This window comes from Sessilibacter sp. MAH1 (assembly GCF_054658315.1).
This window is the reverse complement of sequence record NZ_BAAGIC010000002.1, coordinates 330,385-352,577: the sequence shown is the minus strand read 5'-3', so window position 1 is coordinate 352,577 and position 22,193 is coordinate 330,385. Positions and strand designations below refer to the sequence as shown.

The 22,193-nt window shown below is 40.0% G+C and carries 12 protein-coding genes; 8 read left to right on the top strand and 4 right to left on the bottom strand.

Annotation, left to right across the window (positions count from 1 at the left end; all coding sequences use genetic code 11):
- Positions 1-4 precede the first annotated feature (4 nt).
- The 3 genes from ACYQ28_RS03420 to ACYQ28_RS03410 are packed head-to-tail and all read left to right on the top strand — an operon-like array spanning position 5 to position 9,559.
- Positions 5-3,247 carry an AMP-binding protein gene (locus tag ACYQ28_RS03420; RefSeq protein ID WP_460048087.1) on the top strand — a complete coding sequence of 1,081 codons (3,243 nt, stop codon included), beginning with the start codon at positions 5-7 and terminating at the stop codon, positions 3,245-3,247.
- A complete protein-coding gene (locus ACYQ28_RS03415) occupies positions 3,237-7,787 on the top strand; it encodes a non-ribosomal peptide synthetase (protein ID WP_460048085.1) in 4,551 nt (1,516 codons plus the stop codon). Before ACYQ28_RS03420 ends, ACYQ28_RS03415 begins: the two co-directional genes overlap by 11 nt.
- 2 nt (positions 7,788-7,789) lie before the next feature.
- The gene (locus tag ACYQ28_RS03410) at positions 7,790-9,559 is read left to right on the top strand and encodes a cyclic peptide export ABC transporter (RefSeq protein ID WP_460048084.1); all 1,770 of its coding nucleotides are present in this window, start codon (positions 7,790-7,792) and stop codon (positions 9,557-9,559) included.
- 819 nt (positions 9,560-10,378) lie between these two features.
- Here the strand turns inward: ACYQ28_RS03410 and ACYQ28_RS03405 are convergent.
- Positions 10,379-10,807 (bottom strand): organic hydroperoxide resistance protein, encoded by a 429-nt coding sequence (locus ACYQ28_RS03405; protein WP_460048083.1) that lies wholly within the window; start codon positions 10,805-10,807, stop codon positions 10,379-10,381.
- 119 nt (positions 10,808-10,926) lie between these two features.
- Here ACYQ28_RS03405 and ACYQ28_RS03400 point away from each other — a divergent pair, with 119 nt between their 5' ends.
- Positions 10,927-11,751 carry an AraC family transcriptional regulator gene (locus tag ACYQ28_RS03400; RefSeq protein ID WP_460048082.1) on the top strand — a complete coding sequence of 275 codons (825 nt, stop codon included), beginning with the start codon at positions 10,927-10,929 and terminating at the stop codon, positions 11,749-11,751.
- A gap of 9 nt (positions 11,752-11,760) precedes the next feature.
- Here ACYQ28_RS03400 and ACYQ28_RS03395 read toward each other — a convergent pair whose 3' ends face one another.
- The gene (locus tag ACYQ28_RS03395; RefSeq protein WP_460048081.1) at positions 11,761-12,957 is read right to left on the bottom strand and encodes a DUF1624 domain-containing protein; all 1,197 of its coding nucleotides are present in this window, start codon (positions 12,955-12,957) and stop codon (positions 11,761-11,763) included.
- A 155-nt stretch (positions 12,958-13,112) separates the two neighbouring features.
- A complete protein-coding gene (locus tag ACYQ28_RS03390; protein ID WP_460048080.1) occupies positions 13,113-15,113 on the bottom strand; it encodes a TonB-dependent receptor in 2,001 nt (666 codons plus the stop codon).
- Positions 15,114-15,456: 343 nt separating this feature from the next.
- Here ACYQ28_RS03390 and ACYQ28_RS03385 point away from each other — a divergent pair, with 343 nt between their 5' ends.
- From ACYQ28_RS03385 to ACYQ28_RS03370, 4 genes are all read left to right on the top strand, one after another.
- Entirely contained in the window at positions 15,457-16,416 is a 960-nt protein-coding gene (locus tag ACYQ28_RS03385) for a GlxA family transcriptional regulator (RefSeq protein WP_460048079.1), read from the top strand.
- A 267-nt stretch (positions 16,417-16,683) separates the two neighbouring features.
- Entirely contained in the window at positions 16,684-17,400 is a 717-nt protein-coding gene (locus tag ACYQ28_RS03380; RefSeq protein WP_460048077.1) for a DJ-1/PfpI family protein, read from the top strand.
- 479 nt (positions 17,401-17,879) lie between these two features.
- Positions 17,880-19,355 carry a NarK family nitrate/nitrite MFS transporter gene (locus tag ACYQ28_RS03375; protein ID WP_460048076.1) on the top strand — a complete coding sequence of 492 codons (1,476 nt, stop codon included), beginning with the start codon at positions 17,880-17,882 and terminating at the stop codon, positions 19,353-19,355.
- Between the two features lie 44 nt (positions 19,356-19,399).
- Positions 19,400-21,154, top strand: coding sequence for a protein kinase domain-containing protein (locus tag ACYQ28_RS03370; protein WP_460048075.1), 1,755 nt, complete (start codon positions 19,400-19,402; stop codon positions 21,152-21,154).
- A 224-nt stretch (positions 21,155-21,378) separates the two neighbouring features.
- On the opposite strand, the gene ACYQ28_RS03365 is transcribed toward ACYQ28_RS03370, so the two are convergent.
- Positions 21,379-22,125, bottom strand: a complete 747-nt coding sequence (locus tag ACYQ28_RS03365; protein WP_460048074.1) for a DUF1963 domain-containing protein — start codon at positions 22,123-22,125, stop codon at positions 21,379-21,381.
- Positions 22,126-22,193: the final 68 nt, after the last annotated feature.

Below are 22,193 nucleotides of genomic sequence, written 5' to 3'. Positions count from 1 at the left end.
TGCTATGATTTTTTCTTTGAATACCATTCAAAAACAACTGACTTTGAGCAGTGACAGCCGAATTGTTACTGTTGTAATTAATGGCCTTGTAGACGTTGATCTTTTAAAACAAGCACTCGAAAAGATCATTAAATTTAATGACATTCTGCGAGCACAGTTAGTTGACGATGTTGATTTAACATTACCAGTGGTTGAATACTTAGCAGAATCCAACGTAGTGCTCAAAGATTATTGTGAAAGCGATGAGTTATTGCCTAAACATTGGTATCTGCAAAAGCGCTCTGAAGACCAACATTCTTTAATGTTTAAAGTGTTAAATATTTTATTCGACGAAACCAGTGAATCTCTTTTTTGCCATCAACTACAGGTAATTTACAACAGCTTAGTTAGTGACGATTTAAGCAAAAATCATGATGAAAACGATTTTTTTGAATATTTATTGCGTGAATCTACCATTCAGTATTCGGAGTTCACACAATGGCTTAATGATTTAGAAAACGATGAAGATAATTTTGAAGCGAAACAATATTGGGCAAAATATGCAGACGCTGCGCCGATAAGTTTATCTCATCTCGAAACATTAGATGAAACATTAAACAGCATAAAAAGTTGTCACCAGTACTCTGCAACGGTGACACTGCCCGATGGAATAAATCTTACCAATGATAAACTCACCGTTGTTTGTAAGCTTTTATGGTCGAAACTGCTTTGTGACCATAGCGGCAACGATAGCATTACTATGGTTGAATATTACGATGCTCGCCATGAATATGACGAGATGTCTACTTCTATGGGTTGCTTTGCTAGATTAGCGCCTTTTCATTTTGTATTAACTGCCGAACAATCTTTTCAAGATTATATCGATAAAGCATTGCACGAGTATGAATTAAGTTCCGAATATATTGAAGCACTGCCAAACAGCTGCTTACAATTTGCCAATGTTGCCTACGAATTTAAAAATTCTTGTAATATTATTGCTGATAGTAATTCAAGTGAAAATGCTCAATCTAAAAAAAATACATCAAGAATTAGTTTTAAACCTACGCCGTCAACTTTGGAACTACCCGAGCAGATTGCGCTTAAATTAACCGTGTCAGCGTCGGTTTCTGGCGAGTTGTCAATTACTGTTACCATTAATAACAGAATTAACGAATTAGCTGCGACGCTGTTGGCGGATCAATTTAAATCAATCTTGCAGCAATACTTATTTACCTCTAAAGATAAACAATTTAGCTTAAATAATGTCAATTACATGTCTGCTCTTGACCAGTCATTGAATGATATTTGGATTAACCGACAAACTTCGTACAAAGGCGACGTTTTAGAGGCAATATTATCAGCGGCAATAAGTAACAGTAATCACATCGCTATTATCGAAGGTCACAAGCAGTGGACTTACGGTGAGGTTGTTCATCAAGCACACACTCTTGCAAACCAGCTAAACAACACGACTTTAAATGCTAATTCGCAACAATCAGCACCGGTTGCCATTTTATTAGGCCAAAAAGCAGAAACCTTAATTTGCCAACTCGCCAGCTGGATGGCAAATCGCGCTTTTATTGTGGTAGATATCAAACAGCCAGAAAGTAATATTTTATCTATTTTACAAGAAACGAACGCGAGCATTATTGCTAATTCTTTTGCGGATATAGAATATTTACGATTAAAAGCGCAGGAGCAGGGCATCGGTGATTTTAATCATCAGATGATCAGCTATGAAAATCTGAATTTTGCGAGTGATTCCAGTTCTGTACGAGATGACTACGATTTTCATCGACCTACAAACAATATTCCCGCTTATATTTTGTATACATCAGGAACGACGGGTAAACCCAAAGGCGTTATCATCGGTCGTCAGCAGATTTCTAATTACGCCTTCGCCATTGTTGAGCAGTTAGGTTTTAAACAAGGTGTTCATTGTGCGGTAGCATCATCGTTGAGTACTGATCTCGCGTATACCTGTATTTTTTCGGCGTGGTTACAGGCCGGTTGCGTAAATTTAATACCCGATCAAACACGCACCAATGCAATTGCTTTCTCGAATTATATTGAATCGTTTAAGCATCAGGGTAATGCAATAGAATTTCTCAAAATCGTGCCGGGGCATTTTCAGGCATTAATAGGCGATACCAACACAATACCTAAATACCTACCCAGCAGCGGTTTAATCTTTGGTGGCGAAAAAGCCAGTGCAACGCTAATTGATGCTATTCACCAGTGTGATGCTGCGATTTCTATTTACAACCATTATGGTCCAACAGAAACCACTGTTGGCGTAGCCATTGGCCGTTACAACAAAGATAACCCGCAATTTTTATTGCAACAGCCGTTATCGGGCAACACACTTGTACTCGTAAACAACAACCTAGAACCCGTTTCAACCGGCTCAATCGGTGAGTTGGCTATTTCTGGTCAACAAGTGGCCTTGGGTTATTGGAATTTGCCGTCTGAAACTGCTCGACGCTTTAAATCGTTAATGATTAATGGCAAAGACGACTTAGTTTATCTAACGGGTGATATTGCGCGCTTTACAATTAATGGTCAGCTAGAAATTCTAGCTCGTAAAGATCAACAGGTGAAGGTACGAGGTTTTCGCGTTGAGTTGGATGCGATCTGTTCCGTCATTGAAGCACAACAACACGTAAAAAAAGCGCTGGTTAAAATTGATGACCAATCGAGCCAAGTTTTAATTGCCTACGTACAAACAACTTCGAGCACGGTTGATCTTCAACTGCTTGAACAAAGTCTAAAACAGTCACTGGCATCGGTATTACCGGATTATATGTGTCCTAGTCAGTATCGTTTTATTACCGGTATTCCATTATTGGCGTCGGGAAAGATAGATTTAACCAAGATTGATACCTGTGTCATTCAGACTAATAACACGGAATTTGTAGAACCTCAAAGCGCGCTAGAAACACTCGTCTGTGAAATTTGGCAAGACAAATTAACCCGTAAACCAATTGGCATTAATGATGATTTTTTTGCTTTGGGTGGACATTCGTTAATTGCGATTAAAATCGCAGCGACTTTAAGCCAACAAGTCAACATTGCATTACCGCCAGGCATTGTGTTTGAAAATCCAACGCCTTCTGATTTATCGCAATTTTTACTGGCTAATAGTGACAACAAAGCCAAACTAGAAGCAATTGCTAAGGCGCGTTTGAAGCTACGAAATATGTCTGACGAAGAAAAAGCTGTATTACTTGCGCAACGTCACTCACAGGAGCCCGCCGGTGCAGTTTGATGATGAATTACTACTTTCATTGCTGCTAGACGATAAGCTGCTAGACGATAATAGCAATGAAGTAATCGACGCTTGCGAGCGGACAAAAGCTCATGGGGCGACACCTGCCGTTGGTACGCAGATTAATAAGCACGCAACAACCGGCGTGTTTCCGTTGTCTTCCAGTCAGCAGCGTATTTGGTTGACGCAAACCATCGAAAATGATGCCAGTTACCATATCCCTAGGCATTTTATCTTGGATAAAAGCGTTGACCTGCGAGCAATAGATCCAGCACTTCAATGTTTAATTGCTCATCATCCGTCGTTACGTACGCGTTTTTATTTAAATGAAAATACCGCGAATCCCGAACAGGAAGTTCTGGCATTTGACCAAATCAGTTTTAAATTAGAAACTGATCACACTAACGCTGAAGCGCTAACCGATTTTTGCTCACAGTGGTTTAACACGCTGTTTACGCTGAATAAACCGCCGTTGATACGCGCTTGTTTGCTCAAAGTTACCTCACAAGATAATAATCTTAGCGATTGTCATAAAGTACAACCACATACTCAGCAGCATTTATTAATTTGTATTCATCATATTGTTTCTGATGCACGTTCTAGCGAAATACTCAGCGATGATTTTTTGCATAATTATTGGCATTTTGCCGCGCAACTAAAAAATGGCGTTACGGTTGACGATTTAACCGCGCCCAAACAACCCCCTATCGATTTGCAATACAGCGATTATGCTTTGTGGCAAAATGACTGGTTTAACTCTGAACAATATCAGAACCAAAAAGATTATTGGCAAAGTAAATTTAAAGGTATGGTCGGGTCAGGTCATGATTTATCGAATATTGATTCGCAAGTATTGATTAAAGATCGCTCGTCTACACTAATTCAAAAAAGTGATGCCATTAAACGTGAATTTTTTCTGGAATCTTCACTGAAAAATGCCGTCGAGCAAAAAGCTAGGCGATTGAAGATTTCGGAAAATTCATTACTGCTTGCGGCTTATCATCGGTTATTATTTCGCGTCAGTGGTAATCGTCTAACCAGTGTAGGATACGCTCTAACCAATCGTGAATCCGATCAACTCAACGAAATAGTAGGTTGTTTTATCAACACGCAGGTATCTTTTGCTGAATTTACAGATTCTCACGAAAATCTGGATCTGTTCATTGGCGATATACATCAGCAACAAATAGGGGCGTTAAACAACGCCAGTTTTCCCTACGAGCACTTACTTGCCTTGTTTAATAATGTTACCGCTCAACAGGTTGGATCGCTATTTAATGCTTTTTTCAATTTTAAACAGGCTGATAAAAATACCAAAGGTGTTGGCAACTTGGGTTTTAACGATCAAATAATAGCGGGTTTATCCGCTAAATTTGATGTAAGCCTTGAGATTACTCGTAATCAAGAGACATTTTATGGTGTTTTTGAATGTGCCGCTAAACATTATAAACCAGAGACCGTCGAATATTTAACAGCCCTGTACCAAGAATGTGTAATGGAGCTTTGTAATGTTAATCATGCTTCTAGCTCAAGTTACGCTACAAAAAATAAAGCACTCTTGTCATCTAATCAGCATTGCTTTTTTGAAGAATATTTAAATAACGGCTTATCTAAATCAAAAAACAATAAACAATCGCTCTTTACTTATTACAACGACAACAACGAGTGTGAAGTTTATTTTGATCAATTATTTTTATGCGCACGCAAACTAGCGGACAAACTTAATGAGCTTATCGACGTTGATACTCGGTTGCAAAAACAACCTTTAATAGCAATCAGTTTACCGCGCTCAATAAGTTTGCTGGTTTCATACCTTGCGGTTCGTTTTATTGGTGCGGGTTATGTTGCTATTGATCCAGATTTACCCGAAGAAAGAATTACATACATATTGAATCAATCAAAACCCATCGTATTTCTAACCGATGTTCACACCAATCTATCCGACAAGGTATTTTCACCAGAAAATTCTGCAACTATAAGCGACGACGATACCGCGAACACGTCTGCTTTTAAGCAGTTAATTTGTTACGATCCAACGGTTTATATCAGTAGTTTATTAACCCATAAACTACCCATAAACGATGCGCCATTACAGCGATCTCTTGATCGCAAGATTGGTTTTTCTACGCTTAACAATAATATCGCGTACATTCTTTTTACGTCGGGCTCTACGGGAAAACCCAAGGGCGTTCAGATTGGTAATCGAGCATTAGATAATTTTTTAGCCGCTTTTCAAGATATTCTTAAACTCAATAAAACTCATAGCTTCCTTGCTTTAACCACCATCTCTTTTGATATTTCAGGTCTAGAAATATGGTTGCCGCTGTGTACCGGCGCGAATTTGGTGTTGGCTAAAAAAGAGCATCAGCGCGATCCAGAAGCGCTTTTTGAGCTGATTTTGCAAAAGAATATTACTCATTTACAGGCAACGCCTACAACCTGGGCAATGTTGATGACGCTTGAGGTTGAATTTCCACCCGGTTTTGTAGGTATCTGTGGAGGCGAAGCGTTATCGGACAGTCTTGCGGCCAAAATTTGCGCTCGCGGCATACAATTACTGCACGTGTATGGGCCGACCGAAACAACCATATGGTCCACGGCCAAGTGGATTAACCGCGCTGATAAAACCGATCTCGGTGAATACAGTTTCGGAGCAAACAATATTAATAATTATCGCGATAACCACTGCGACGGTAATAGCACCGGAAATACTACCTTAGGTAGACCCATTGCCAATACCGACATTTATATTTTGGATGAACACAACCGATTACTTGATAAAACCCGAGTAGGGGAGTTGTGTATCGGCGGTGCTGGCTTAGCCGAAGGTTATTACAACCGCGACGATCTTACCCAAGCAAGTTTTATACATTGGAAAGATGTAAATGGTTATAGTCGTCGAATTTATAAAACCGGCGATTTAGCCAGAATTAATGCCTGCGATGAATTGGAGTTTTTTGGACGTAAAGATAACCAAGTTAAAATTCGCGGTCATAGAATTGAGCTTGGCGAAATTGAAAGCGAAATGTCATCGTATGAATATATTAAGCATTCGTGCGCTTTGGTAATTGATGAGCAGATCATAGTTTGTGCGGTATTAAATAACGGTGAATCGAATATGTCATCACCAGATCAGGTGGTCGACCAAGACTCAATTAAAGCAGTATTGGCTCAACATCTACCGTATTACATGGTGCCAAATCAGATTATGTTCTATAACGAATTTCCGCTTAATTCGAGCGGTAAAACCGATAGAAATGCCTTAACGCTGATGGTTAAACAATCCTTACAAGAGAATCAATTTAACAGAAACACCCACTCTAAAGCCAATGACCAGAGCCTTAACCAAACCCAACAATGGGTAGTAGAGACGCTGTCTCAGGTGTTGAACAAGACAGTCTCTTTACAAGACGATTTTTTTGCCAACGGTGGTAATTCGTTATTAGCGGTACAGTCAACAATTGCATTAAATAAACGCCTAAACCAAAACCAACAAACAGAATTATGCTTGCCTATGACGGCGTTATTTGAATATCCCACGGCCAAAGAACTCGCAGACTTTATCGATCACAAAAGTGACCAACAATTAAGACATGTTATCCAACGACGCTTATTAAACGTTGTAGACAAGCCAGTGACTAAGTTGGTGTGCTTTCATCCAGCCGGAGGCGGGGTAGAGGCTTATGCAAATCTGGCGTCTTTTTTGAGCAATGCATCAATTCAAGTTTATGGAATTGAAAGTAGACAAAAAATAGCTTTAAACAATCACACAAAAAATCAAATCTCAACAGACACATTATTAGATCAGTACTGTGAGCAGGTTTTAGCCTCGGTTAACGATAATGACCCAATAAACCTACTTGGCTGGTGCTTAGGCGGTCATTTAGCCTTAGCCGTAGCCGATCGCTTAGTTGCTCATCACAAGCGCGTGGTCGCTTGGGTTGGCGTTATTGATTACGACGCGGCCAATCTCATCAATTTAGAAGGTGCAGAAGATAATCATCAACATAACACCGATTATTTACAATCAAGCACAGAGCTTTGGAAGGACTTTTTAGATTTTAAGAATTTTTACAACGTCGCCATCCCTGAAACCGATATAAGAAGAATAAAAGACGAATACGAAGAGTATCTCAAGACTGAACGCATCGATAATAAAACATCACTTTACCAACAAGGTTTAGGGTTTTTACTTAAAAAATCCAAACAATTAGGTTTGTTAGATAAGATTGTCGCGTTGGTATTAGATGATAATCAATCTCTACCCAATGAAGAATTATTAGAGTTGCTAGAATTAAGATTTATGACCGAAAAAAGCATAAATATGACCGCCAAGCGGCTTGTTGTTAAGCCTAAAAATCATTGTGTTGATGTATGGCTTTGTGAGAATCGTGTTCGTAACAATGAACAAATTATTTCAGACTGGCAGAATTTCAGTAATAAAGTGGATTTGAACGTAAAACGTATCGAAGATGATCACTTTGGCATTGTTAGCAATGATAAGTTTAAACAGCAATTATTAAAATCATTGGGTTTTTAACCGTGCAGCTACTAAAAAATTTAATGTATGAATCAAAACGCGAGCTAATATTTGCCTTGATTATGAGTGCAATTAGCGCGGCCATAGGTATTTTACTCATTAATTATCTAAACCAACAAATTGAAGGACAGAACCTAATCAGCGGTAATCTTAAACCTAATATCGTATGGTATTTTCTGTGCTTATGGTTGTTGCTAATTGTAAGCGGGGCAGTGGCGCAAGTTAAGCTCATGCGATTTGGTCAAGATATTGTTTATAAATTGCGCGTTAATGTGTTTAGTCGAATGCTCAACACTGAATTTATTATTAAAGAAAAGGCGGGGGCACACCGCTTGCACGCCGTTCTTGCTAAAGACATTCAAACTATCGCGCAGGCATTTAATCGCGCACCCATGGCTTTTTATAACGCTTTTTTAATAGCTGCATCTATTGCGTATCTGGGTTATTTGTCTTTGATTTTTTTGGCATTAACGCTGGTTGTAGTAGCGCTCGGATTAGTCGTTGACCGTTTTATTACCAAAAAAATGGTGAAATATTTAAAACAAGTTCGAGATTATGAAGATGATTTGTTTGCTTGTTATAACGAAGTTATTTACGGCGCAAAAGAGCTTGAGCTAGATGCCCTTAGAAAACAGTCTTTATTGGATGTTGATTTAAAATCTGCGGCGAACAATTGCAAAAGTGCGCAAAAAAAGTCGGATCTATTTTGGTCGTTAAATCTAAATTGGACGGTTGCTTTGGTTTTTTTACTGTTGGGTGCCGTGGTGTTATTCGGTGGTATTGTCTATCAAACGCTTGGTTTAAACCTGAGTTTAGCTACGGTAAGCAGCTTTGTAGTAACCATACTCTTTATGCGTTCACCGTTAACAGGACTTGTTGAAATGATTCCGGCGATTACCAACGGAGTTATTGCTGCGCGTAAAATCAATCAGCTTGAACTCGCACCAACATCGGTAGAAAACAAGGTCGTTAATGGTGTGAAATCATCTATTATTGATCAATCTTATACCGTAAAACTGCCGTTTAAGAGTATTACCTTCAGTGAAATTACCTTCAATTATGGCGTATTCAACAATACAGTAAACAGTAACCATTTAAACGATCGCAATTTAAACCATCATCACACGAACAATCACCATTTAAACAATGACTATCAATTTCAGCTAGGGCCAATTGACTTATCTCTGCACCAGGGTGGCTGCTATTTTATTGTCGGCGGTAATGGCAGCGGTAAATCTACTTTCTCAAAAATCATCACCGGAATATATCCCACAAACTCTGGTTCTGTCGCAATTGACGGTAATTTTATTTCGGCAGAATTATTGAAAGAGATGTTTATTACCGTGTACGCAGATTTCTACTTGTTTAAAAAAATTAAAGATTACGAACGTAAAAAACCCGCCATTGATTACTGGTTGCAAGAATTAAAGCTGGATCACAAGGTATCTGTTGTTGATGGACGCTTTAGCACGACTGACTTGTCTACCGGACAGAAAAAACGATTAGCGTTATTACACGTGTGCGTATCAGACCGACCATTAGTCTTACTGGACGAATGGGCCGCCGACCAAGACCCAGAGTTTAAACACCATTTTTACACAGAAATTTTGCCTCAGTTACAAGCTCAAGGGAAAACCATCATCGCAATTACCCATGATGACCATTACTTTTATTGTGCCGATCAAGTAATTACATTACATAACGGCATTATCGAAAGCGCCACAAGCAATGTTAAAAGGGCTTTGATAAATTCTGTGCAAACGGAAACCTGAAATAAATTTTCATGACTAGATACCATTGATTTACTCGTCGATAACGTAATCAACGGACTGATAACTAACCGGGAATGGTTGTTGATCTCCGAATCTTCACAGGCTCAAGGATGAGCCCAATCAAGACAAAGCTTTCCAGTAACGCCAAAACTACAGATCTGGCGATGGAGAAAACGAAAAATCTCTAATAATAAAGGAACGCTAAGTCAGCAGAGGAACACGTCAGAAGAACACTAAACGGGCCGAATTAAGCGCAATAAACGTAAGGGTACTGAACAGTTTGGTAAAAAGGCACCAAAGGGTCAATCGGTCACATTATTAGTTCATATACTGTTTAGTATTCGACATAGTAATTTTAGCGAGATATAACGGTTTTACACGGTGTTTTGTTCTTCTTTCTACAAAACCTTGATCAATCTAGATTTCAGTAATCCCATTGCTTGGTAAACCTACTGTTTTTAGCAATCCCAGAGTTAATCAAAAGCTCCTGTTGAAGTTAGACAACCGGAGTTTCTGGCTCCGGTTATCTTGTCTATGCTGATTCAACTTGCAGTAAATCCAGTAAGTCACAACTCAATTGGTCTGTATGCTTATTGAATTAGCTGTCGGCTTCGTGAGTTGCTCACCAACGTAAGCAACTCATTTGGTGTGAATTCGGTTGATACCAGCTCAGCTAGTATCAGATCAAAACCGCAGAGGCATTGATCAAATCATCTGGCTTGTTTTCCGACAAAATTCATCATCCCAACTAATAACGCGCTGGTATTTATATTTAGCCGGGCTCAAGCCTAACCAGTAATTAGCCAGCCTTGCTGTGCATTAGTCTTCAATAATTAATTGCACGTCGATGTTGTTTTGCGTTGCGTTTGAATACGGGCAAACTACATGTGCTTTATCAACCAACTCTTTAGCGATATCTTTTTCAAGACCATTAAGTTGAATAAATAACGTAACTTGCAGGCCAAAACCGGTTTCATTCGGACCGATAGCTACCTCGGCGGTTACCGATGAATCTGTTGATAATTTGATCTTTTGTTGCTGGGCAACATAGTTCAGTGCACTTAAAAAGCAGGCCGCGTAACCACCGGCGAACATCTGCTCGGGGTTAGTACCAGGACCACCGGAACCACCCAAGGCTTGTGGTGTTGAAAGCTTAACCGACAGTGCTTTATCTTCTGATACCGAGGCGCCCTCTCTTCCGCCGGTTGACGTAACTTTTGTGCTGTACAAAATCTTTTCTAATTTCACAATAATCTCCGAATTTTTTCATGTTTGTGGGTGAGTCATTGTTTGACGGTAGAGATTATATTGGTCAATTCAATACTTTTTGCTACTGTTAATATCATATTCATTGCAGATCGTATTTTATGGTTGATCGATTAGCGGCGCTGTTCGAACATTTTCATGTAAAAGCCCACACATTTCAGACTGGCCATATTTGTGGCAGTAATGTCGTTAATCCGCAAAGCGGGTGTGGGCAACTGCATTTAATAAGAACGGGCAAGGTAGTTGTTTGGCATGGTAAGAAAAAAGCCTATACCGTCACCCAACCCAGTCTTTTGTTTTATCCGCGGCCATTAGTACGACATTTCGTTGTTGAAAACGATCAACAAGCACTGTTGTTATGTGCCCATGTTGCTTTTGTGGGTAACGAAGCCAATCCCATCGCGAACGCGCTACCCGAAAGCCTGTGTTTGCCGCTAAGCTCACTTGTACATTGTGAAAAAATCTTAACTATCTTATTTGAAGAAGCTGAAGCGGCCTATTGCGGCAGGCAAGTTGTATTAGATCGTCTTTTTGAGGTGTTGTTAGTGCAATTACTCAGAGGGCTTATGGAAAGTGGTAGAACCCAGGTCGGAATGCTCGCCGGACTTGCCGACTTCAATTTGAGAAAAGCTTTAGTCGCGATGCATGACAATCCTCAAGAAGACTGGACTGTAGAACGCCTTGCAACAAAAGCCGGTATGTCACGCAGTGTTTTTTCAAATTTATTTCGCGAAACGCTCGGCACCACGCCCATGAAATATCTTCAAAATTGGCGAATTGGTCTGGTGCAAAAATGGCTCAAAAACGGACAATCAATTAAATTAATTGCTGAAGAAGCCGGTTATCAGAGTGAATCTGCCTTATCGCGAGCATTTAAGGCCCAGGTTGGCTTATCTCCACGAGAGTGGTTGGCACGAGAAACCTAATAAGTAAATTTACAAATATTTCGTCCAACTATTTTTATGCATTTTTTTATACTGCGAAAACCTTTTCGTAGGAAAGTATAAAATCACCATTAAACCGAGCGCTATGATCCAAACCCAGGTTATATTACTGACGCTAATATAATCACCGTAATTTGGCTCCATAAATAGTCCAACCAATTTATACATTAATAATAAAACGTATAAATGCAGCAAATAAAAAAACATAGGTGCCGATCCAAAATTCACCAAAACTGCCTGCAGTTTGGTGCCCAAATTCGACATCCACAATTTGCATTCAAAAAGTCTTAATACTAAGAAAGTTCCCGTTAACGTTAGTAATAAAAAATTCAGTGAAGGAGGATATTTGGTTAGATTAACCATTGCCTTTAAGCTTTCTAAAGCGGTTTCACCTGTGTGCCACACATAATCTTCGCCGTAGAGGTTAAAACCTCTAAGAATGAGAAACGAAAGCAATGTTAAACCGGCCATGGCTAACAAGTATTTTTGGCGAGATTGCGGTTTGGTATTTTTGCCGTACAAAGCTCCACAGCCGTATCCAATAAAGATTAAACCAATCCATGGTAATGACGGATAACTTACTTTTATGTTAATAAATCCGTCTTTAAGTAGATATCCTCGATCATGCAAAATAGTCCATATCGAATAAAGCGACTGGTTTTCGTTAAAACTAATAAACGATAAAGCATTGTGCGTACAAACGATTATCAAACCAATAACAAGTACAGGCACCCTACCCAACGGATGCATAACGGCCAGCGCAATCATCGATAAACCTATTGCCCAGATAACCTGCAAATAGATTGTGTGATAGCCGCCAAACCAAGAAAAGGTCACCAAGGTAATTTCAAGTACGATTAAAAATAGACCTCGCGTAAATAAAAATTTCTGCAAAGGGCGCGTTGTGTTACCAGAATTCTGATACAACCAAGCCGACAAACCCGTTAAAAATACAAATGTGGGCGCGCAAAAATGTGCAGCGATACGACTCCAAAACAATCCGTCACCCGTTTCCTGAATATTCATAGGATCAGTAACTTGTTGGTGGAGGAAAAAACGTTCACGCACATGATCGACAAGCATGATGAGCATGACTAGGCCACGTAGCGCATCAATACTGTTAATACGACTTTTAAGGGATGTCGCTAATTCAGAGTGTTGGTACTTAAGATCTGTTGCAGAATTCATTTAAGGTTCGTTACGCTATCAAGACCGTGCCATTACCGACTAGGGCTCAATAATTAGAAATCAATGGGTTTAATAAAATTAAAGGAAACTCTAATGAACCTAGAGTTTCCTGCGATTAACTCATGGATCAGTTAATCACAGGCTCCAAAAGTTTGTTATAGCTCGAATTTGATCGAAATATTCGCGTTTACACCGTTGCCGGGAGAATGAATGGTATCAACGCCGCTATTACCTAAATCAAACACATACTCTATGTCTTCATCGGTAAGATTATTGAGCTGCAATTTAATATTAGCGTAATTAAGTTGATAATCTGCGCTTATATTTAACGTTTCATAACCACCGAATTTACCACCAATATTGGCTTCGTTCACGTAATAATCACCTTGAGCGTCAACATGAATGCGAGTTATTAGTTTGGAATTCACTTGGTAATTAACACCGATTGATGCCGTATATTCAGGAATACTTCTAAGTTCATTACCGGTGAAATTTGTGTCGGAATCTGAACTTTTAAGAATTTCGGTATCGATAAACGCAATATTACTCCAATAATTTAGCGTTTGTGTAAGCTCGCCATTAAACGACACATCAATGCCCTGCCGTTTAGTTTCGCCAACGTTTTGCGCTATACCATCTACCAACACAAATTCATCGGTAGCTTTTTGCTGCCAGTAGGAAATACGAGTTTGTAAATAGGTGCTTAAATTCCATTGAAAACCCAATTCGGCACCATCGTTGTAAGAAACGTCTCTGGCATTACGATCGCCAGAGGTAAACGCAGCAGAACCAAACGGATGCTGAAAACTTCGACCAAGATTAGCGAAAACATCCACATCGTCAGTAATCGCGTAGATCACATTAAATTTGGGCTGAATAATGGTACCAAACTTATAAATATCGCTTTGCGCTGCGGTATTTTTATTAGTAAAGTCGCCGTCAAGTCGATCGGCTCTAAGCGCCAGATTCCAACGCAGCGTATCACCAATATCTTGTTGAATTTTTATAAAACCGCCGTAATTTTCAAATGTATAATCAAAATTACGAAGAACATTTGCGGTATCGCGAGTTCGTGTTTGTCCAACAGTACCAAAACGTTGTTCGATAATATCTTGTTGCTCGTAATCAGCGCCCCAAGTTAATAACCATTGCGGCGTTAAAAACCATTCAAATTCGGACCGAAACCCAAATTGATCTTGATCGTCAAAACGATTTTGCAAGCTACTGCTCTCACTAAATCGCACCCAACGCTCACGCTCAAAGTGTTGATAATAGGTTTTTAGGTTGTAATTAAACGTATCGGATATTGCAGAACTAAAATGAAAACTAAGATGTTCGGTGTCTTTTTCACCACCATCTTGATTGGCGTAGGGTTCTGATCGCGTAGGATTACTCTCGGCAACGGATTGCGATAAGTAACCGGGAGCATCGGCGTCATAACTACTTTTACGAGCAATTATTTTAAACTCACTGTTGGACAACAACTGCCAAGCCCATTGGCCGGTAAGGGAATATTTTTCAAGATTGGTGTGGTCCCGATAGCCGTCAGATTCCCGGTACCCTAAAGAGTAACTTTGTTTCAACAACCCAGAATCGAAACCAAAATAACCGCTTAATTCTTTTGCGTCGTAGCTGCCGCCAGAAATTTCGATTTCTTTTGCAGCATCATTGCGAGTGTTTATTTCGTAGTTACCGGCAATATTGTACAAGCCATAACTTGCATCACTAGTGCCTTTAAACACCTGTAACGAATCTATCGCCAGTGGAAAAAGTTGATCGAGCTCGCCGTAACCGTTGTGCAAATTACTGGGAATACCATCAATGATCAGTTTTGCATGGGGCGTGCTGCCATCACCGGCAAATCCACGAATGGCCACATCGGTATTAATAATGCCTTGGTTGTATCTCGCCAAATACGCACCCGGAACCTTGTTAAATAATTCTAAGGTGTCATTAACGTGTTCATAGTTAAGCTCGTCCTTGCCAATAATATCCACAGAACCTGCCAAGCCAGTATTTAGTGATTGTGTTGCTTGACCAACCACTACCACCGTTTCTAATGCTGGTTTTTCATTTGATATTTGGGTTTGTGCATTGATACTGGTCGAACTCAATATAAGCGCATAAGCAATAACGCTTTTAGAAGAATAAGTCACTGCAAAAATCCCTAGATCAAGTTAAGCATACAAAGATGAGAATGATATACATTTCGGTAATTTTTTGGAAGTGACACTTTGCCGCACCTAACTATTAACCAAGCTCTTCACCATCAACCAAAATCCTTGCGAGTGACCCAGTTTTTGTATTGAACAATCAAGCTAAGTTTGTCCGTTTTTGCAGCTATTACGTCTTTGAAGACAGAAACGACACTTGCTAGACTTTAGGAAATACTGATTCGGCCCACCATGATTTGATCGATAGCTCCCCTGGTGGGATTGGAACTAAAAAAATAAAAAGCCAAGAATAAAGAGCTAGAAAATAAAAAAGGCATAAATTGATATGCAGACAATAAATATTGGCATCATAATTTTTCCTTGTGCGCAATCTTTGGATATCACAGGCCCCCACGAGGTTTTTTCGTCTGCACAAATTTTTCAGGCAAAGGGCCAGTCATCGCTGCAATACCGCGTTTTTCTCATTGCCAAAGATCTAAATCCCGTAAAAATGTCTTCGGGGCTAACCCTTGTCCCCGACTACACGTTTGCAAACTGTCCAAGTTCATTGGACACATTAATTGTGCCGGGCTCTGAAACGGTTCACGAGGCGTTGGCTGATCTTGATATTTTAAATTTTATAAAATCTAAACATAAAAATGTACGAAGATTAGTGTCGATTTGTACGGGCGCTTTTTTTCTGGCGAAGCTTGGATTATTGGACGGCAAAAATGTAACTACACACTGGGCGTATTGCTCAGAGATGAAATCTACTTTCCCACAATTATGTATTGATCCAGACTCGCTATACATTAAACAAGATCATATCTATACCTCCGCCGGTGTCACTTCAGGCATGGATCTTTCTCTGGCGTTGGTCGAAGAAGACTCTGGGAAAAACATCGCCATGAGCGTGGCAAGAAAGCTTGTTATTTTTTACAAAAGGCCCGGCGGACAAAAACAATTCAGTGAATTCATCTTATCGCAATCACACAGTAATTTTTGCGAATTAATAGATTGGATTTTAGATAATTTATCTACCGACATTTCCGTTGAAACATTGGCGCAGCACGAAAACATGAGCGCCAGAAACTTTTCTCGAAAATTTAAGCAAGAATTCAATAAAACACCGGCAAAATTTATTGAAAACTTACGCCTGCAACAGGCCAGAGTATTATTAGAAAACGAAGCTTTGGCGTTAAAGTCAATTGCAAGAGCGTGTGGATTTAAAAGCGAAGAAAAAATGCGTCGCGCATTTCAAAGAGAACTGAATATCACACCCAATGATTATCGCACACATTTTTAGCCCATAATTAAAAGCAAAAAATCAATAACATATAAATTACACAGCCCAAATATTAGCGTAAATGTTTGGACAGTCTCTTACTGTTTTAAAAACACTAGACACATTTTTTGAAAGAGTCAGTAATCCATTATTCACGATTAAATCAGGCATTAATAATAAATCTGTAAAAAGCGTCAATCGGCTTTAATAAACCAAATTTCGCCAACATTCTTAATTTGAATCTTCACGTAAAGCACTAATCATTAAATCACACAGGATACAATATTCATGCAATTATCAGAAATCGCTGGCCTCAGACCCGACAAACTCGATAGAAAAGTGGTTAAACCTGCCATTACCAAAACTGTGGGCGTATTAATTTTTCCCGGTTTTGAATTATTAGATGTCTATGGCCCCATGGACATGTGGTCCAATATCAACCTAGTTCCAGCCCAGCTCTGGGGAGATGACAAAAATATTGTTGGCGTTGAATTAATTACTGTTGCGGCAAAAAATGAGCAAATACCTGCGCACGGCGGCATTAAAACTGTTGCTGATTACAGCTACGAGACTGCTCCCCATATTGATTATCTGATAGTACCTGGCGGTTGGGGCGCAGTGCCTTTGGTGGAAGATCAAGCTACCTTAGATTGGATACGCGCGCAGGCACAAAGCGCCGAGATTGTTATGTCTGTTTGTAACGGAGCATCATTACTGGCCGCAGCCGGTGTTTTAGATGGCTTACAGGCCACTACCAATAAACTGCTTTGGCGCGAAGCTACAGCTCCCGGACCCAAGGTAGATTGGGTTAAAAAAGCACGCTGGATTGATTTGGGTAAGATTATTACCTCATCTGGCATTGCTGCCGGTTTAGATATGACTCATGCGGTAATTTCGCGGCTTTATGGCGAAGACGTAGGAACATGGCTAGAGCTGTGGACTGAATATAAACCCAATCAAGATTGCAAATGGGACCCTTACGCAGAAAAGGCGGGCATATTGTAGCAGGCCAAACTGAATTCTCTTGCAACCACAATAGTATGAATAACTAACTCTATCTCTACGACTAGGGGTCTTCATCAGAGTTATTCCTCGATTGACCCTGAATCTGCCCCAGCAAGAGCAGTATTCAGCGACACAGGGAGGTGTCATGGATTTCATCAGACGCACCATAATAGATCGTAAAATTTGATAAATTTAAATTTTTTGCGGTACATCTGTCTAAATAACGCATCAAAATAAATCATTTAGATGAAAAATTTAAAAATAAATCGATGGAAAAATTATTTTACTAGTTATTATTTGGCGCCAATAATTATCACTAAACTTATAAACGCCCACTTTAAGGTCATAATAACAGCATAAACTTAACTCCATTTTGGTGCAAAATATATTAAATCATTAAATATCAATAAGTTATAAAAATAGGCTCAATTTTTGATTGTACAATATCAATTGTAATTCAAAATTATTGGGTAGCTAACATGAGCCAATCATCAGGACTGAATCTCTTTTCCTTCTCCGGGAAGATGAAAATTCTCCACCTCAGCTGGATCGCTTTCTTCATTACCTTTGCAGTTTGGTTTAACTTTGCTCCGTTGCTTCAAGCCGTTAAAGCATCTTTAGGTTTAACAACAGAAGAAGTTAAAACCTTATTGATATTAAACGTAGCATTTACGATTCCGGCGCGAATTGTGATTGGTATGCTCACTGATAAATACGGCCCACGTATCACCTACACCGCACTGCTTGTGGTCTGTTCTATTCCCTGCTTTATGTTCGCCGTTGCCGACAACTTTGTACAAGCAGCAATTGCTCGTTTTGCCTTAGGTTTAATCGGCGCAGGTTTCGTTATCGGCATTCGCTTAGTGTCTGAATGGTTCCCACACAACGAATTAGGTACCGCAGAAGGCATTTACGGCGGCTGGGGTAACTTTGGCTCGGCGGCGGCGGCATTCACATTACCAACCGTTGCGGTAATGTTCGGCGGCGATGACGGCTGGCGTTACGCGATGGGCATTACCGGTTTCATCAGTTTATTTTATGCCTTTATTTTCTGGGCAAATATTTCTGATACACCTAAAGGCTCAACTTATTTCCGCCCTAAAAACTTAGGCGCTATGGAAGTCACGTCAAAAGGCGACTTTTTCTTTTTAATTATCATGAAGCTACCCATGTACTTTGCGCTAGCGGTACTTACTTGGAAGCTTTCGCCAACGGGCGTAAAACTCTTGTCTCAAAATGTGGTTACTGCCATTTATGTTGGCCTTGCCATTTTGTATGTGTATGAATTAATTCAGGTATGGAAAGTTAACGGCCATATCTTCAAAGAACCCGTACCAGAAATTCATCGCTACAGCTTCAAGCAGGTTGCTGTATTGAATATCTTATACTTTGCTACCTTTGGCTCTGAATTAGCCGTAGTTTCTATGTTGCCGCTGTTCTTCTCAGAAACCTTCGAGCTAGACCCTGTAAAAGCGGGCTTGGTTGCCTCGGCGTATGCCTTCATGAACTTAATGTCGCGCCCAGGTGGTGGTTGGTTATCCGATAAATTTGGCCGCAAACCAACGCTTTTAATTCTTACCGCCGGTTTAGCCGTTGGTTACTTCTTGATGGGTAGCGTTGATAGCACCTGGCCACTTTGGTTAGCGGTTGTTGCAGCAATGACCTGTTCTTTCTTTGTACAGTCTGGCGAAGGCGCTGTGTTTGCGGTGGTTCCTTTAATTAAACGCAGACTTACTGGCCAAATTGCCGGTATGACTGGCGCTTACGGCAACGTGGGTGCTGTTATTTACTTAACCGTGTTAACCCTTGTAGATTACAGCCAATTTTTCTACGTAATTGCTGCTACAGCGGTATTAGGTTTTGTTGCCTTATTGTTCCTAGACGAACCTAAAGGACAAATTACCGAAGTTGCAGAAGACGGTAGCATCACCATGATTGATGTTGCTAAAAGTTAATTCGGCATGGCCAGCACCTTTATGGGTGCTGGCAATAATTCTTTATGGCACTGTTCTCAGAATCACTTCAACTAAAACAACTCAAAGTTGAATACGCAGGCGTTACCAAAGCCGGTATTAAACCCCACAACCAAGATGCTTTTGCGGCATTTACACCCAGTTATAACGATCAAACTGTAAAAGGTACCGTGCTTTGCATTGCCGACGGCGTAAGCGCCAGTAAACGCGCTAGAGAGGCCGCAAACGTTAGCGTTAACGGATTTATTAACGATTATTACAGCACCCCACCTTCTTGGTCGGTTAAAAAAAGTGCCGCTCAAGTATTACTTTCGTTAAATGCTTGGCTCAATCATCAAGGACGTAACTGTTCCCCCGATGAAAGCAGTTTAGTTACAACCTTCAGCTCAATTATTCTAAAATCAACCACTGCGTATATTTTTCACATTGGTGACAGCCGTGTGTATCGCATCCGCAACCAAGAAATTGAGCAACTAACGCGCGACCATACGCATCGATATCAGAGCCGAAAGCATGTTCTTTACCGAGCAATGGGCATGGACCCCATGCTTGAGGTGGATTATTTAACGACCGATATTAAAGCAAATGATTATTTTTTGTTGACCACTGACGGTGTAAGTGGATTTTTAGACGATCAACAAATTCTAAATTTAATAAATACTCAGCATCTATCGCTGAATGCTTGTGTAGCCAACATTATTGCGCAGGCTTTAGAACAAGGCAGCGACGATAATTGCACCTGCTTATTGGTGAAGGTGAACGAAGTTCCCACCGAAACCCAAGAAGAACTGCAAAAAAAGCTGTCGGCTCTGGTAATTCCACCCGCCATGCACAAGGGCAATAAAATTGATCAATATTACATTGAAGAGATTTTGCATTCCGGCAGCAGAAGTCATGTTTATTGGGCACGGGATTTAGAAACTAAGCGACAGGTTGTGCTAAAAGCACCGTCACAGAATTTTACTGAAGATACTCTTTATCTTCAGGGATTTATGTTGGAGCGATGGATTGGCCAAAAGGTTAACCACTCTTCTGTGATGAAAATTCATAATCCGTCGCAAGAGAGTCGATTTTTATATCACGTTTGCGAGGCAATTCACGGCATCACATTACGCCAATGGATGCGAGAAAATCCCAATCCAAGTTTAGCGAAAATACGTCCAATTATTATTGAATTAGTGGAAAGTATTCGCGCCCTGCAACGGTTGAACATTATTCATCGCGATCTAAAACCCGAAAACATCATGATTGATGAGAATTATAAAGTTAAATTAATTGATTTTGGAGCGGCAAAAGTCGATAGCATTTCCGAATTAAATCAAGATATAGCCGAAGACGTTCCCGTCGGCACCGTGGGTTATGTTGCACCCGAATCATTACTGCATAACGTTAGCAACCATCAATCGGATATTTTTTCGCTGGGCGTAATTATCTATGAGTTATTAACCGGAAAATTACCTTACCAAGGCAACGAATATCAGCTAAAAGCTCGCACACGATATTCAGACTGGGAGTACATTCCATTAATTAAATGGATTCCCGATTCACCCAAATGGTTAGATTTAACCTTGCAAAAGGCATGTAATGCCAATCCAGCCAATCGCTACTGTGCAATGTCGGAAATAATTCGTGACCTTAAAAACCCCAATCAAGAATTTATCGTCCAACACCAACAACAACCATTACTGGAGAGAAATCCAATACTTTTCTGGCAAATATGCAGCGCTCTTTTTGCGATACTTGCGCTTGCAGAATGGGTTTGGATTACACAAAACACCTAGTAGTACATGCATATAAAGAAAGAATACGCTGATTAAACTCGACCCACAAATACGGTAAAAACTAATCCGCCTAGAAAATGTAAATGTGTTACGCCAACGAAAAACAGCTTGGGTGTTTCCAAGCTGTTTTTAGCAAAAACTCGAACGACATTAATACCAAGCAGACATTAATGTCGAACAAAATTAATATCGACTACACTCAATAACAATCGTAAACCGCAAGTTTAAACAACCACAATCTCAGACTTGTGTTTATCGCATTGAATTACGTGCATACATTGGCCACCCGGTAATTCAATATTCAAGTTATCTTGCGGCGCAATTTGAATCACAAGCTTCATTGCGCTGCCACACTGGCTGCATTTTGGATACTTAATACCCTGCACCCAATTTGGCCACCCCATTAACTTGTCTTGAACCTTTGGAAAACCTTTTTCGGTTAGCAACGCTGCCTGATCGACTTTTAAGTCGCAACCTAAACTCTTTAATTTGGCGGTATTTGGATAATCAACGCTCTCTTCCCAGCCGTCAATAGGCTTTTCCGGAGTAGAAAAGGTTTTTGGTAAAGACTCTACACCGGTTAAATCTTGAGTTTTCGGATCAAGCACGCGCACCAAACTGATCTCAGGGAGTTCTTTAATGTCTTCTAAACTTTTAGAACATTGATCACAACAGAATAATTGCAAAATGCCCTCGCCAAATGGTGATTTCATCTCAGCAGGAAATTGTTTTGCATTTAGCTGTACCAACAACTGCATAGGTGATTTACAGCGTTTACAGGCAGGCCAAGTTTCTTTAGCAACCAAAGCGGCTTTACCCGAAAACTTAGAAAAGAGATAACTCACCTCACTATTGCCAACTTTCGGCGCCCACATTGGTTTCTCGTAAGGCTTTAACAACATTTCGGTTTCTTGCCAAAGCTCAGATGGATCTTTGGTTTTTTTTCTAAAAATATTAAAAATATTGACCATGATAAAAAATTCCTAAATACAACTTAATGTACCCAACAGCTTCATCACAATGCTGTAAAAAACGGTTG

What these genes read in the sequence shown, in the direction of transcription:
- ACYQ28_RS03420 (WP_460048087.1), top strand. Translation starts at nt 5, where the DNA reads ATGATTTTTTCTTTGAATACCATTCAAAAACAACTGACTTTGAGCAGT.
- ACYQ28_RS03400 (WP_460048082.1), top strand. Translation starts at nt 10,927, where the DNA reads ATGGTTGATCGATTAGCGGCGCTGTTCGAACATTTTCATGTAAAAGCC.
- ACYQ28_RS03395 (WP_460048081.1), bottom strand. Translation starts at nt 12,957, where the DNA reads ATGAATTCTGCAACAGATCTTAAGTACCAACACTCTGAATTAGCGACA.
- ACYQ28_RS03385 (WP_460048079.1), top strand. Translation starts at nt 15,457, where the DNA reads ATGCAGACAATAAATATTGGCATCATAATTTTTCCTTGTGCGCAATCT.
- ACYQ28_RS03380 (WP_460048077.1), top strand. Translation starts at nt 16,684, where the DNA reads ATGCAATTATCAGAAATCGCTGGCCTCAGACCCGACAAACTCGATAGA.
- ACYQ28_RS03375 (WP_460048076.1), top strand. Translation starts at nt 17,880, where the DNA reads ATGAGCCAATCATCAGGACTGAATCTCTTTTCCTTCTCCGGGAAGATG.
- ACYQ28_RS03370 (WP_460048075.1), top strand. Translation starts at nt 19,400, where the DNA reads ATGGCACTGTTCTCAGAATCACTTCAACTAAAACAACTCAAAGTTGAA.
- ACYQ28_RS03365 (WP_460048074.1), bottom strand. Translation starts at nt 22,125, where the DNA reads ATGGTCAATATTTTTAATATTTTTAGAAAAAAAACCAAAGATCCATCT.